This window comes from Ligilactobacillus salivarius (assembly GCF_035231985.1).
Classification (GTDB): Bacteria; Bacillota; Bacilli; order Lactobacillales; family Lactobacillaceae; genus Ligilactobacillus; species Ligilactobacillus salivarius.
Genome location: NZ_CP117983.1, coordinates 442,501 through 456,372, shown reverse-complemented (window position 1 = coordinate 456,372; position 13,872 = coordinate 442,501). Strand labels below are relative to the sequence as shown.

The following is a 13,872-nucleotide window of genomic DNA, read 5'->3' as shown; positions in this document are numbered from 1 at the left end:
CTTATTAATTTAGAAAAATTATAACATAGTATTTATAATAATTCAATAATATATAAAAAAGCATATAAAAAAAGAGCCGTATAAACGACTCTTTAAAAAAGTAAATAAGATTATTTAACTTCTGGTGTACCTAACCAGCCAATGATTTCCTTAACTGTGTCAACGATAGCTTCTGAACCAGGAGCAAGTAACTTACGAGGGTCATAACCCTTACCTTCTTGGTCTTTACCAGCTTCGATGTACTTACGTGTTGCAGCAGCAAATGCAAGTTGGTTTTCTGTGTTGATGTTAACTTTAGAAATACCCATCTTGATAGCTTTTTCGATTTGTTCTTGAGGAATACCAGAACCACCGTGTAATACTAATGGTGTATCGATTGCATCTGCAATTTCTTGTAAGCGATCAAAGTGTAGACCTTTCCAGTTTTCTGGGTATGGTCCGTGAATGTTACCGATACCGCAAGCTAAGTAATCAACGCCTAAAGCAGCAATTTGCTTAGCTTCTTCAACGCTAGCTAATTCACCTTCACCAACGATTCCGTCTTCTTCACCACCGATAGAACCAACTTCAGCTTCAACAGAGATACCTTTAGCATGTGCTAATTTAACGATTTCTGCTGTCTTTTCTAAGTTTTCTTCAAATGGTAAATCATGACCATCAAACATAACTGATGAGTAGCCTGCTTCGATACATTCCTTAGCAGCTTCATAGTTACCATGGTCTAAGTGCATAATAACAGGAACAGTGATGTTCATTACACGCATTTCTTCTTCAACTAACTTCTTAACTAACTTGTAGTCACCCATGTACTTAGCAGCACCCATTGATACTTGGATCAATACAGGTGTGTTAGTTTCTTGAGCAGCCTTAAGAATAGCACGTGTCCATTCCAAATTATTTGTGTTGAACGCACCAACAGCATAGTGACCTTGACGAGCTGCGTTAAAGATTGCGTTACCGTTTACGAATACTGACATTAAAAACAGCCTCCTAAAAATTACATCTTAATTACTCTTCTGAGTACGTCTTTATTTTAACATACTTTCGACATAAATTACCAAATAATTAAGCTTTTTTCATTATTTTTACTTAAATTATGATTATTAGAACGTTAATTCTGTAATTTTTCCTTCTTCTTCATAAACTATCCACTCTGCTAAGTTTGTTATATAATCATTTATCCTTTTAATATGTGCAATAATACTTAAATAATCTATACCTTCTTCTGCAAAGTTTGCATCTTCTTTTATTGCATTAATTGATAGTTTCCTGATCTCATTAATTTTTTCTCTCTTTTCCTGATTCTTTTTAGCAATCTCAACGGCGCCTTTTTCATCAAACTTAGCAAACATACTTACTATCTTTACTAAATTTTCTTGCGTTTGTTCACTAACTTCTCTTATCAAAGATTCAATTTCAACATTTCTTCTTTTAACATTGATATTTCTTACTGCCTTGGCAACATCTACCGCATGATCTCCAATTCTTTCTACATCAGAACTAGCTTTTAAAATCGCTATTACTTTTCTTAAATTTGTCGCAACAGGTTGCTGCAAAGCAATTAACTGACTAGTCTTTTTTTCCAATTTTATTTCTAAATTATTAATTACCTCATCATGTTCGATAACTTTATTAGCCAATTCTAAGTCGTGATTTTCGAAAGCTTCCGTTGCTAACTTTATTGCTTCTGCAGCTTCTAATCCCATTTCAATAAAATCTTGATGCACAATCTTTAACTGTCCTAAAAATTTTCTATTCATTAATAATTCTCCTTATCCAAATTTTCCACTTAAATAGTCAGCTGTTTGTTCTTTATCTGGATTTAAAAATATCTTTTTAGTTTTATTACTCTCAACTAAATTACCACTTAAAAAGAAAGACGTTGTATCTGATATTCTTGAAGCTTGTTGCATATTATGTGTTACCATAATACATGTATAATTATCTCTAAGGGTTAGTAACATCTCTTCTATTTTTTCTGTTGAAATCGGATCAAGCGCACTTGTTGGCTCATCTAGTAAAATAACCTCTGGAGCTACAGCAAGTACCCTAGCAATACAGATTCTTTGCTGTTGTCCCCCGGATAAAGCCAAGGCATTTTTATTTAAATTATCCTTTACTTCTTCCCAAATTGCAGCTTGTTTCAAACTTGTTTCTACTTTTTCATCCAAAATTCTCTTATCTTTTATACCAGCCATCCTTAATCCATAAGTAACATTATCGTAAATAGAAAATGGAAAAGGATTAGGTTGTTGGAAAACCATACCTATTTTCTTTCTTAATTCAACCAAATCTATTTTTTCATCATATATATCTTGATTCTTAAATTTAAATTTGCCTTCTATTTTTACATTTTCTATCATGTCATTCATTCGATTTAAAGTTCTTAAGTACGTTGATTTCCCACAACCAGATGGTCCAATTAATGCATGTATCCCCTTATCTGGAAAGTCCAAAGTTATCCCCTTAAGAGCTTCCTTACTTCCATAATATAAATGTACATCTTTAGTTGTTATTATTTTTTCCATTAAGTTCACCTATCCAAAGTTTCCTGAAATGTAATCTTCTGTCAATTTTATTTTAGGATTTGTAAAAATATTCTTTGTTTTATTATATTCAATGACATTTCCTAAATGGAAAAATGCTGTGTAATCACTAATTCTTGAAGCTTGTTGCATATTATGCGTTACAATTATCAAAGTATATTTTTCCTTTAATTCTAATAATGTTTCCTCTATTTTAGCTGTTGATATCGGATCTAATGCACTTGCAGGCTCATCTAATAGTAAAATATCAGGTTTCATCGCAATAGCTCTAGCAATACACAATCTTTGTTGTTGTCCCCCAGATAAAGCTAGTGCACTCTTATTTAAATCATCTTTAACTTCATCCCATAAAGCAGCTTGTTTCAAACTTGTTTCTACTATTTCAGCTAGCTTTTCTTTATCTTTTATTCCGTTTTCTTTTAATGCAAAAGTTATATTTTCATATATTGATTTTGAAAAAGGATTTGGTCTTTGAAAAACCATTCCAATATATTTTCTCATCTCATAAACATTTATTTTAGGAGAATTTATGTCGATTCCTCGATATAAGATACTTCCCTTAACATCTGCTACTCCTTCATTCATACGATTTAAAGAGCGTAAAAAAGTTGATTTTCCAGATCCTGAAGCACCGATTAAAGAAGTAATTTTATATCTTTCAAATTGTAAATTTCCATCAAATAAAGCTTGTTTTTCTCCATAAAAGATGTTCAAATCCCTTGTTTCTAATGCCTTTTCTTTTTCATTTAACTGCAAAATATATTTATCTTTTAAATTATATTCCATATTTTTACCTCGCTGATGTTAATTTACGATATAAATAATTACCTAAGTATCGAGCTGATAAATTAAATATCAAAATTGCAATAATTAAAACTGCTGAAGTTCCTGCTGAAATTGCGTTTGCATCTGGCATAATTCCTTCTGAATTAATTTTCCAAATGTGAACGGCTAGTGTCTCAGCTGGACGCATCAAGTTTAACGGACTAGTTTCATCAAAAATATTCCAATTAGTAAAATCAACAGCTGGTGCACTTTGACCTGCTGTATAAATAAGTGCAGCTGCTTCACCAAAAACTCTCCCAGCGCTCAAGATAACGCCTGTAATAATTCCCGGCAAAGCTTCAGGCAAAATTATTTTAGTGATAGTTTTCCACTTAGATAATCCTAATGCTAATCCACCTTCTAATTGTAGATCGGGGACAGCTTTAATAGACTCTTCTATATTTCTTGTTAGTAGTGGTAAATTAAAGAACGTTAAAGCAATAGCTCCTGCTAATATTGAAAATCCTATTTGCATTTGGACCACGCAAACTAAAAATACGAATAGCCCAACAACTACTGATGGTAACGAACTTAAAATTTCTATCACCATTCTAATTAGCGATGTTATTTTATTTTTTGCTGCGTATTTAGCTAAGTATATTCCTGCACCTAATGATATAGGAAATGATATTAATAACGTTAATATCAATAAATAGAAAGAATTAAATATTTGGACGCTAATTCCCCCACCTGCTGTAAATGCTTTTGAAGGTGTTACTAAAAACTTCCAAGAAATATGTGGTACTCCTGAGATTAAAATTTTTCCTAGTAAGAAAACTAATATTAGCACAACCGTAGCAGCAATTAGCTTTATTATCGCCATTGCAACATTATTTTGAAACTTTGTATTTTTCATTACTTAATATCCTTTCTTCCAATCAATCGAACAATTAAATTAAAGATCAAAGACATTGCTAATAACACTAAAGCTAAAGACCATAAAGCATTATTTCCAACTGTGCCCATTACAGTATTCCCAATTCCCATAGTTAAAACACTAGTTAAAGTCGATGCTGGATTCAATAAGCTAGTTGGCATTAATGATGCATTTCCTATAACCATTTGAACCGCTAATGCTTCACCAAAAGCTCGTGCCATTCCAAAAACTATTGCTGTTAAAATACCCGAAGTAGCAGCTTTTAAAGTCACATGAAACATTGTTTGCCATGGAGTAGCACCTAAAGCCAATGAAGCAGAACGATAATGCTTAGGTACTGCTTTTAAACTGTCGACTGTTAATGAAGTAACTGTCGGTAAAATCATTACAAATAAAACTACTGCTCCAGCTAAAATACCGTATCCTGTACCACCAAAATTTTCTCTGATAAAAGGAACAACCACGTTTAATCCGATAAATCCATAAACTACTGATGGGATTCCTACTAATAATTCAATAACGATCTGTAAAATTTTCTTCATCTTCTTTGAAGCCAATTCTGTTATATACAAAGCCGTTCCTATAGCAAAAGGTGTTACAAAAATTGCAGCCAGTAAAGTTACACCAAATGATCCCAAAATCATTGGTAATGCTCCTACTTGCGGATGTCCTTTTTCATTCATACTTGGATTCCAATTAGTACCTGTGAAAAAATCTTTAACTTGAGCATTATTTTCCGTAAATGTTGCAATTCCTTTTGAAAAAATAAAGCCAAAGATTGCACTTACAATCAGCAAAATGATAATAATACTTATTGATACTAGCAACTTTCCAAATATTTCTTGATAAGTTGCTTTTGAATTTTTCTGAATTTTTTCTCTAATTTCATCTCTCATATAAGTTTCCTCATCTCTGAATTTTTTCAATATTTCTGTTCTCATCTTTCTGAACTTTCATATCATGAATTGTAATGTAGCCTAAAGTTTTAACTAGATTTTGTTGAACTTCTTTTGTATAAATATAATCAATAAATTTCTTAACTTTTTTATCTACCTTTTTCTTTGTATACATATGTTCATATGCCCAAATTTTCCAATCATTATTTTCAACATTTTTTGCATTAGGTTTTACATTATCTATACTTAATTTTTGAACATCTTTATTCAAATAAGGAAAAGCTAAATAACTTATAGATCCCGGTGTAGCAGCTATCATTTTTTGTACTGTTCCACTTGAATCTTGTTCTTGTGCTTTAATAGCACTTTCACCCTTTAATACGTCACTTTCAAATGCTTTTCTTGTTCCACTTCCCTGAGCACGATTAATTACAATGATTTTTTGGTTTTTTCCTCCAACCTGTTTCCAGTTAGTATATTTACCTGTAAAAATTCCTTTTAATTGATCCATAGATAAATTATCTATACCTACTTTCTTATTAACTACAGGTGCAATACCAACAACAGCTACTTTATTATCTTGTAATTTTTCAGCTTTAATTCCTGGTTGTTGTTGTGCGAAAATATCTGAATTTCCAATAGCTACAGCTCCTGCTTGTACCTGACTTAAGCCTGTTCCTGAGCCTCCACCTTGAACAGTTATTCTTACTTTAGAGTGATGTTGGAATTCTTCTGCTGCCATTTCTATCATTGGTTGCATTGCTGTTGAACCAACAATAGTTATATTATTGTTTTTTTTACTTGCACATCCTGTCATCAAGGTTGCAATTAATAAACTTCCTATAAGAATTTTTATTTTTTTCATTATATTGTCCTCCCATTTGCTCAATTTAATTATATCTAGTTAATGTAAAGAGCCTTGGGTGCTTTTGTAAAGGATATGTAAAGACGAAAAAACAAAATCTTTGAAATTTCATTTATTTTTAGTTAAAGTATACTTGAATAGAGCGAAGGTTTTAGGAGGCAACCAATGTGTTAGATATGTATCTATTTATTAACCCATTAGGTAGTACATGCTACCATACTGAACAAAACATATTAAAATTAGGTGATTCATTGAATGAAAAAATTAACTTCAATTTTGTTCCTTTAATGAATTTCAAAACTATTAATGATGTTATGTGTCGCATGAATATTCCACTAAATAATGTTGATATACGTAATAGACTATCTGAGAATATTTATCATTCATCTATAGATTTTAAAGCTGCCTCTTTTCAAGGAAAGAAGAAAGGACGGAATTTCTTGCTAAATGTGCAACAACTTGTAGTTAATGATCAAAAAGATTATAATTTTGAAACCATTAAATTAGCTGCACAAAAAAGTGGGTTAGATTGGGATATTTTTGAACAAGATAGACATTCTAAATTAGCAATAGAAGCTTTTAAACAAGATCAAGAATTAGCTACCGAAATGAATGTAACTGAACATCCTACAATTGTTGTTTATGATTGCTCAGCTAATAATAATTCTGCGTATTCTTTTTCTGGTTGTGAATCATTAGATGAAATAAAGAAAGTCTTACTCTCACAGAGACAACAAAATAGTAGTGGAACATCTATTATGAAACTTTGTTAAACTAATTCTTATTTACGTTCAATTGATACTATAACAAAAAAAGATTGGTAATCATTAAATTAATGATCTCCAATCTTTTTTATTTATATTTATTTTTCTGACAATAATGTCTCTAATTGATTTAATCTTTCTTCAAAAACTTTAAATGCTTTCTCCAAATATGAAGAATCTGTCATATCCACACCTGCATCTTTCATGACTTCCAATGGATATTTACTACTACCAGCTTTTAAGTAAGTTAAATATTTGTTTAATTTATTTTCATCGCCAGATAAAATATTTTCAGCTAAAGTAGTTGCTGCCGCAAATCCTGTCGCATATTGATAAACATAGAAATTATAATAGAAATGTGGAATTCTAGCCCATTCTAAAGCTATTTCAGGATCACTTATCACATCATTACCATAATATTTCTTATTTAATTCTAAGTAATATTCAGAAATTGATTTAGCAGTTAGTGGTACTCCCTTTGAATTTTGCTCATGAATCCATTTTTCGAATTCTGCAAATTGTGTTTGACGATATACCGTACCTTTAAATCCATCTAAATAATGATTTAAAATATAGATTAATATATCTTTTTCATCGTTATTCTTTAATAGATAATCCGTCAAAATATTTTCATTAGTAGTTGAAGCTATTTCTGCCAAAAATATTGGGTAATCTCCATACTGATAGGGTTGATTATGACTAGTGTAATAACTATGCATACTATGTCCCATCTCATGTACCAAGGTAAAAAGATTTTCTAAATTATCTTGCCAATTTAATAAGATATATGGCGGAGTATCATAAACTCCTGATGAATATGCTCCACTTCTCTTTCCTTTATTTTCAACTACATCTATCCAACGATTTTCAAATGCTTCACTAACGTGCGTTAAATAATCCATTCCCAATACTTCAAGTGCTTTTTTAGCTTCAATTTGTGCTTGAATGTAATTGTAAGTAAGCTTACTATCTTCAGTTAACGGTGTATACATATCATACATATGGAGTTCATCGACACCTAATATCTTCTTTCTAAGTTTTACATAGCGATGTAGTAAAGGAAGATTTTTGTGTACTTGTTCCAGTAAAACATCATAGACTTCTGTTGGAATATGATTAGATGTTGTGGCAGCTTCTCTAGCATCTTTATAATTACGAACTCTTGCTTTAAAGTTATGCACCTTAACATTTCCAATTAATGTTGTCGCCATTGTATGCTTAAATTGGTCATAAACACTGTATAATCCCTTGAATGCAGCTTTTCTAACTTTCCTATTTGTAGATTCTATTAATTTTCCATAAACACCATGCGATAATTGAATATCATCACCATTATCATCTTTTACTATTGGAAACTTTAGATCTGCGTTGTTTAAAATGCCAAAAACATTTTGCGATGTCCCAAAGATATCACTAGCTCCAGCTAATAAAGACTCACTTTTTTTATCAAGCGTATGTTTTCTCATGACCAACATACTCTCAATTAAATGTTCATACTGTTTTAATTCCTTTTTTTCTACAAAATATTGCTTTATTTTATCTTCATCTAATTCAAGTAACTCAGGTTCGAACCAGGATATAGATTCTGAAAATTCAGCAGCTAATGCATCAACCATTTCATTATATCCTTGATACTTAGCGTTTGTAGTATCTTGATCATTTTTCATACTTGCATATACATAAACTTTTTCAAATTTCCTATTAATACTTAAGAAATTTTCAATGATTTGTAAAAATCTTTGACTACCTTGATCCATTGTACCTTGTAATTTTCTGAAGTTCTGTACTTCATCTTTTACAGCTTGGTACTCCTTTTCAAACTCTTCATCACTTTTAAATACTTTTGTTAAATCCCACGTTAATTCTTCTGGAACTTCATTTCTCTGAAGTAATCTTTTTGCTTTCTTTTCAGACATAAAATTCACTTCTTTTCTTTTATTTGATGTATTCATCTCATACATAAATATTAAAAGAAAATATATGTTTTTTCAAATTTTTTAACTTACCTTTTATTTAATCAATGTTACTAAAATTGATGAATGGTAATTGATAATAGAGTTTTATATCTTTTAAATTCAACTTTTCGTACATTTTTTTAGTGAATATATATTCCTTGTAGATTGGATAAGTATATCTTTCGCTTGAAATTTCTTCGTATATTTCTTGTAGTATATATCCATGGGTATAACATATTACTTGTAACTCTTTAAATTTATTCGTCGATTGCAAACAACGTCTATAAAAGCAATTTTTTTGTAGTTTTCTCTCTGATATAGACAATAAATTATAATTCTTTATTCTATTTTGCTTAAAGAAATCTTGTAATTCCTTCCAGCTATTTACTTTTTTTCTATAAAAGCGGACTGGTAAAAAGTCAGCTTGTTGAATATGGTAATAAACCTCCATATTTCTTTGTTCTACATTAATATAAATTAAGTAGAATCCTAGATTTTTATGCCATCGTATAAATTGTGCTATTTGTTGTGTTAATCTCTTTTTGATCAAATGCCTCTTACCTAAAAACCAAAAGAAATCATATCCTTCACTTATATATCCTTTAGATCTTTCACTCATTCTTTCTACAGATATTGGCGAACATTGAAACTCAAAAGCTTTATTATTACACAAAATATCAGGTCTTTGATGTAATGAAGTCAAATATGCTTCTATTTGTGGATTCTTTCCTTCTTTTCTTAACCATGTCATTAATAATTTCTTTCCTCTTAAATGTTCTGATGTTTCACCTTCGGAAAAGATATCACAAGCATGCTTTTTATGCGCAAAATGACTAACTCTTAATTTTCCACATCTCAATATCACTTGCCCATGACAACCAGAACAATAATATTTTCTTCCTTTTTTAGCCATATTTGCTTCTACAATATTATTTTTTTCATCTTTAGCATATATCAAAAAATCCCCTCCTACGTGAAAATACGCAAGAAAGGGATTTTATTTAACTTATTTAAAATAATACCGAGCTAACTCTAACGCTGTCTGCCCCATCACTAATTTTCCTCTTTCTTTTAAAAGAACCGGAGAAATCTTAGAATTCTTTCCATATTCAAAAGAGAGTGAAATTAAATCCTTTGCAGATTCTTCAGAATAGTTATCATCAAACAATACCAATTCAAGATAGTATTTTTCTTGGTAAGAATACAGGTTAGAAACTCCACCTTCAATTCTTAAAACATGCGCTAATTGAACAAAATCTTCAAATGTTGAAAATTCTACTACAAACACATATTTCTTTTTTGCATCGTCATTTAAATACTGAATAACCTCGTCATCATCTATTTTAGATCTACGACTATAATCTCTATTTTCAGCAATATTCCGTGAATTTTCGATACTATTTTTAATTAAATTCAACAACTCATCACTAGAGGAATCTATATCCTTTTTTACATCCTCTGTGTCTTCTACAGTTTCATTCTCATTTTCGGTTTCTTTTTCTCCACCTTGATCTGTGATATCATCAGGATTTACTTTAGTGATAAATATCTCTAGACCACTTTCTTTATTAGGTACTAATTGAAATGTTACTGCATCATTTTCCCTAAACTCATGTTCAACATCTACTTCATCTAAAATTTCATAAAAGAAACTTTCAATCTCTTTCTGGTTTCCTAGCAGATCCAAGAATTTTATTCCCCGAGCTGTTAAATCTTCATCATCTAATACTACACGAATAGTATTTTCATTTATTTTTTCCATTTCCATAAAAGCTCTGCCTGCCTTTCCGACTACTATTATTTACATAGTAACAAAAAAAAGGGAAAAAAACTACCAAAAAGACCATCTAGAGAATTTTATCCGTTATTGTTTAATTTAATTCATTAATTAAATTACTTAAACAATCTTTTATTTCAGCTGGTAATGGATTATCAGGATGGTTTTCCTCATACTTTTCAATCCATTCCAGTCTAATTTCTAATCTTCTCTTCAATTTCTCAGTGTAACTCTTATCTTTAAAATCAACTGGATATTTTTCAAATGGTAAGTAATACATTCCATCTAAAGAGCCAAATTTTTCCCAATTAACTTTTTCATTAGCTATGTCTTCTAAAATTTGTAAAGTTATCTCTTTATCAATATCCACACCATTATAAGATGCTGTATTCACTATATAACCAGATACATTACGTTTTTCAAATAACTCTTTAAAGTCACGATAATCTTCGGCTAATGGATATGCACGAAATGGATTAGCAAAAGGCTCAATTACAAGAGAATTTCTATCAGCATTTACTACATTTTCTGCTGTTGATCTCTTAGTAGCTAATGTTATTCCAAAAGTTGCTGCTAACGTTGGATTATCTAACTTAACAACAGGTGGAAGACTATCATCTTTCATAATCCAAAAAATAGAATCTATAGGTGCATTTTCTTTATCCACCCTATTCAATGAAGCATATCTTGACTTAATTGTACGACCATTTCCATTACGTAAGTCTTCAGTTACTAAAACTCGCTTATTTTCCTCATTTAACGTTACACCTACATTCATAACTGTGGTAAAGTAGCTTGCTTCTTTTGAACCAGGCATATAATCATTAGTCTTATCAAAATAGGCTGGTTCTAATGCAACTGAACTTCCATTTATTCTTGAAATTACAAAAGCATCATCATGAAGAACATCAATATCATATTTGCCACCATGTTTAGCATGAGTTAATGTCGATTTTCCTGAGCCAGATAGTCCATAGAATGCAAAAACTTTATCATCTTTGTCGTCAAATCTAAATACTTTTTCTCCACCATGTGAAGCTGTGTATCCATGTCTATGAGCTATTGCCCAAGCTAATGTTAATGTCGCTTTTTTTAGTTCTCCAAAATATCTTAAACCTAATATTGCAGCTACATTATGTTCAGCATCAATTATTACTAGGCCATTAGGATAGTTTTCATCTTTAAATTCAGGATCAGCATAAATAAAAATGTCTCCTTCTTCATACTTATGAGAAGCTTGATACATTTTTTCATATTCTGAAGTTACTGGTTGAAAATTTAGCATATATGATAACATATTAAATTCATAACCTTTTGGGACAGCAAGGTGTGATTTTAACATAAAATCTTCATCTAATCCTACATAAACTTCTGTCTTATAGAATTTTCTGTCACTAGCTTCAAAAATCGCATCTCTAAGAACTCCTGCTAATTCGTTAGTATCTTCTCCTAAATGCCCAATAATATGTCGTGCAGCTGCTGTTCTTCCAACAATTTTTCCATGATTATTTACTAACATTTTAGAATCTACTGGTAACCCTAATTCTTGGGTATGCTTTATTGGAACATCTGTCACAATTGTACTAGGACAATTTTTTGCTAAATAATATGCTTTTGAAATATCTGTTACTCTTTCAAAATTGTTGCCATAAAATGCTGTTTCAACAGTCGTTCTAATTTGTGAAAGGAGAGGATTCTTTTTATTAATATCTACTTCTTTATAATGACTAATTGTACTCATAATTATCACCTCATTGTTTAAATAGTTTTTTATAATACGCTTTCATTCTATCACAATATACTATATTAAACAAAACTGTTTTAAATTATATAGATTAATACAAGTAACAAAAAAAGCCTTAGTTATAAAAACTAAGACTTAAACACAGATACCGGTGATCGGGGTCGAACCGATACGTCCTCAACGGACACTGGATTTTGAGTCCAGCGCGTCTGCCAATTCCGCCACACCGGCATATTTACAGTTAGCACCCTTAGGAACTAAAGGCGGTAACCGGATTTGAACCGGTGATAAAGGTTTTGCAGACCTCTGCCTTACCACTTGGCTATACCGCCATCAACTAACTGGGGTAGCTGGATTCGAACCAGCGCATGAAGGAGTCAAAGTCCTTTGCCTTACCGCTTGGCTATACCCCAATAAATTAAAGGGCGAAAGATGGGATTCGAACCCACGCATGCCGGAGCCACAATCCGGTGTGTTAACCCCTTCACCACTTTCGCCATATATGGCAGGGATAGTAGGAATTGAACCCACACCGACGGTTTTGGAGACCGTAGTTCTACCTTTAAACTATATCCCTATTATAAAAAATGGAAGGGAGTGGATTCGAACCACCGAACCCGAAGGAGCGGATTTACAGTCCGCCGCGTTTAGCCAGACTTCGCTACCCTTCCATAATGGTGGCGCGGGACGGAATCGAACCGCCGACACAAGGAGCTTCAATCCTTTGCTCTACCGACTGAGCTACCGAGCCAAAAATTATATACTTTTCAGTATAACGGTCCTAGCCGGATTTGAACCGGCGATCTCCTGCGTGACAGGCAGGCGTGATAACCCCTACACCATAGGACCTTTTAAATATGGAGGATACAGGGTTCGAACCTGTGACCCCCTGCTTGTAAGGCAGATGCTCTCCCAGCTGAGCTAATCCTCCATTGATGACCCGTACGGGATTTGAACCCATGTTACCGCCGTGAAAGGGCGGTGTCTTAACCACTTGACCAACGGGCCATTCTACTATTCAACGGAGAGCAAGGGATTCGAACCCTTGAAACAGGTCATACCCGTTTACATGATTTCCAATCATGCTCCTTCGGCCTCTCGGACAGCTCTCCATTATAAAAAAATACTCCGGCAGGCGGACTCGAACCGTCGACACCCTGATTAACAGTCAGATGCTCTACCAACTGAGCTATGCCGGAATAACGCACGGCGACTTCCTACCCTCGCAAGAGGCGTTCCTCTAACTACTCTCGGCGTTACGAAGCTTAACTTCTGTGTTCGGAATGGGAACAGGTGTATCCTTCGTGCCATCATCACCGCACTATTTACTTGAGATTTTATTCTCTCAAAACTAGATATCATTTATCTCTTTTACCGAAAACTCACGTTTTCTCTACTTGGTTAAGTCCTCGATCGATTAGTAATGGTCCGCTCCATGCCTCACAGCACTTCCACTTCCATCCTATCTACCTGATCATCTTTCAGGGATCTTACTTACTTACGTAATGGGAAATCTTATCTCGAGGTGAGTTTCGCACTTAGATGCTTTCAGCGTTTATCTCATCCATACTTAGCTACCCAGCGATGCTCCTGGCGGAACAACTGGTACACCAGCGGTATGTC

General features: G+C 32.5%; 12 protein-coding genes, 12 tRNA genes and 2 rRNA genes (1 of these 26 only partly in view). 1 reads left to right on the top strand and 25 read right to left on the bottom strand.

Features of this window, described 5'->3' with window-relative positions; all coding sequences use genetic code 11:
• Positions 1-110 precede the first annotated feature (110 nt).
• The 7 genes from fba to PTA89_RS01910 form a co-directional block, all read right to left on the bottom strand.
• Positions 111-977 carry a class II fructose-1,6-bisphosphate aldolase gene (gene fba, locus PTA89_RS01940; protein WP_003702919.1) on the bottom strand — a complete coding sequence of 289 codons (867 nt, stop codon included), beginning with the start codon at positions 975-977 and terminating at the stop codon, positions 111-113.
• A gap of 126 nt (positions 978-1,103) precedes the next feature.
• Positions 1,104-1,760, bottom strand: a complete 657-nt coding sequence (phoU, locus tag PTA89_RS01935; RefSeq protein WP_003701547.1) for a phosphate signaling complex protein PhoU — start codon at positions 1,758-1,760, stop codon at positions 1,104-1,106.
• A 12-nt stretch (positions 1,761-1,772) separates the two neighbouring features.
• Positions 1,773-2,528 (bottom strand): phosphate ABC transporter ATP-binding protein PstB, encoded by a 756-nt coding sequence (gene pstB, locus PTA89_RS01930; protein ID WP_081530266.1) that lies wholly within the window; start codon positions 2,526-2,528, stop codon positions 1,773-1,775.
• Between the two features lie 9 nt (positions 2,529-2,537).
• Complete coding sequence (pstB, locus tag PTA89_RS01925; protein WP_003702915.1) at positions 2,538-3,332, bottom strand: phosphate ABC transporter ATP-binding protein PstB; 795 nt, start codon at positions 3,330-3,332, stop codon at positions 2,538-2,540.
• Between the two features lie 4 nt (positions 3,333-3,336).
• On the bottom strand, positions 3,337-4,227 hold the full coding sequence (gene pstA / locus PTA89_RS01920; protein ID WP_081533748.1) for a phosphate ABC transporter permease PstA: 891 nt from the start codon (positions 4,225-4,227) through the stop codon (positions 3,337-3,339).
• Positions 4,227-5,144, bottom strand: a complete 918-nt coding sequence (gene pstC / locus PTA89_RS01915) for a phosphate ABC transporter permease subunit PstC (protein ID WP_003702917.1) — start codon at positions 5,142-5,144, stop codon at positions 4,227-4,229. Before pstC ends, pstA begins: the two co-directional genes overlap by 1 nt.
• A gap of 10 nt (positions 5,145-5,154) precedes the next feature.
• Positions 5,155-6,009 carry a phosphate ABC transporter substrate-binding protein gene (locus tag PTA89_RS01910; protein ID WP_324177302.1) on the bottom strand — a complete coding sequence of 285 codons (855 nt, stop codon included), beginning with the start codon at positions 6,007-6,009 and terminating at the stop codon, positions 5,155-5,157.
• A 176-nt stretch (positions 6,010-6,185) separates the two neighbouring features.
• Here PTA89_RS01910 and PTA89_RS01905 point away from each other — a divergent pair, with 176 nt between their 5' ends.
• Positions 6,186-6,782: a ClpXP adapter SpxH family protein gene (locus tag PTA89_RS01905; protein WP_162853479.1), complete on the top strand. Its 597-nt coding sequence runs from the start codon at positions 6,186-6,188 to the stop codon at positions 6,780-6,782.
• 89 nt (positions 6,783-6,871) lie between these two features.
• On the opposite strand, the gene pepF is transcribed toward PTA89_RS01905, so the two are convergent.
• The 18 genes from pepF to PTA89_RS01815 all read right to left on the bottom strand — a co-directional run.
• Positions 6,872-8,689, bottom strand: coding sequence for an oligoendopeptidase F (gene pepF / locus PTA89_RS01900; protein WP_204759838.1), 1,818 nt, complete (start codon positions 8,687-8,689; stop codon positions 6,872-6,874).
• Positions 8,690-8,786: 97 nt separating this feature from the next.
• Complete coding sequence (locus tag PTA89_RS01895) at positions 8,787-9,686, bottom strand: competence protein CoiA (RefSeq protein WP_081533742.1); 900 nt, start codon at positions 9,684-9,686, stop codon at positions 8,787-8,789.
• 48 nt (positions 9,687-9,734) lie between these two features.
• The gene (locus PTA89_RS01890; protein ID WP_081533740.1) at positions 9,735-10,496 is read right to left on the bottom strand and encodes an adaptor protein MecA; all 762 of its coding nucleotides are present in this window, start codon (positions 10,494-10,496) and stop codon (positions 9,735-9,737) included.
• A gap of 103 nt (positions 10,497-10,599) precedes the next feature.
• Positions 10,600-12,246: a phosphoenolpyruvate carboxykinase (ATP) gene (locus PTA89_RS01885; protein WP_081533738.1), complete on the bottom strand. Its 1,647-nt coding sequence runs from the start codon at positions 12,244-12,246 to the stop codon at positions 10,600-10,602.
• Positions 12,247-12,395: 149 nt separating this feature from the next.
• Positions 12,396-12,480: transfer RNA gene (locus tag PTA89_RS01880), tRNA-Leu, on the bottom strand.
• A gap of 30 nt (positions 12,481-12,510) precedes the next feature.
• A tRNA-Cys gene (locus PTA89_RS01875) sits at positions 12,511-12,581 on the bottom strand.
• 9 nt (positions 12,582-12,590) lie between these two features.
• Positions 12,591-12,662: transfer RNA gene (locus tag PTA89_RS01870), tRNA-Gln, on the bottom strand.
• Between the two features lie 11 nt (positions 12,663-12,673).
• Positions 12,674-12,746: transfer RNA gene (locus tag PTA89_RS01865), tRNA-His, on the bottom strand.
• Between the two features lie 6 nt (positions 12,747-12,752).
• Positions 12,753-12,826, bottom strand: a tRNA-Trp gene (locus PTA89_RS01860).
• An 11-nt stretch (positions 12,827-12,837) separates the two neighbouring features.
• Positions 12,838-12,920 (bottom strand) — tRNA-Tyr (locus PTA89_RS01855).
• A gap of 4 nt (positions 12,921-12,924) precedes the next feature.
• A tRNA-Phe gene (locus PTA89_RS01850) sits at positions 12,925-13,000 on the bottom strand.
• 25 nt (positions 13,001-13,025) lie between these two features.
• Positions 13,026-13,098, bottom strand: a tRNA-Asp gene (locus PTA89_RS01845).
• A 9-nt stretch (positions 13,099-13,107) separates the two neighbouring features.
• Positions 13,108-13,180, bottom strand: a tRNA-Val gene (locus PTA89_RS01840).
• A 5-nt stretch (positions 13,181-13,185) separates the two neighbouring features.
• Positions 13,186-13,257, bottom strand: a tRNA-Glu gene (locus tag PTA89_RS01835).
• A 14-nt stretch (positions 13,258-13,271) separates the two neighbouring features.
• Positions 13,272-13,361 (bottom strand) — tRNA-Ser (locus PTA89_RS01830).
• A 14-nt stretch (positions 13,362-13,375) separates the two neighbouring features.
• A tRNA-Asn gene (locus PTA89_RS01825) sits at positions 13,376-13,448 on the bottom strand.
• Between the two features lie 5 nt (positions 13,449-13,453).
• A 5S ribosomal RNA gene (gene rrf, locus PTA89_RS01820) occupies positions 13,454-13,570 on the bottom strand.
• Between the two features lie 76 nt (positions 13,571-13,646).
• A 23S ribosomal RNA gene (locus PTA89_RS01815) occupies positions 13,647-13,872 on the bottom strand (it continues 2,690 nt past the right edge of the window).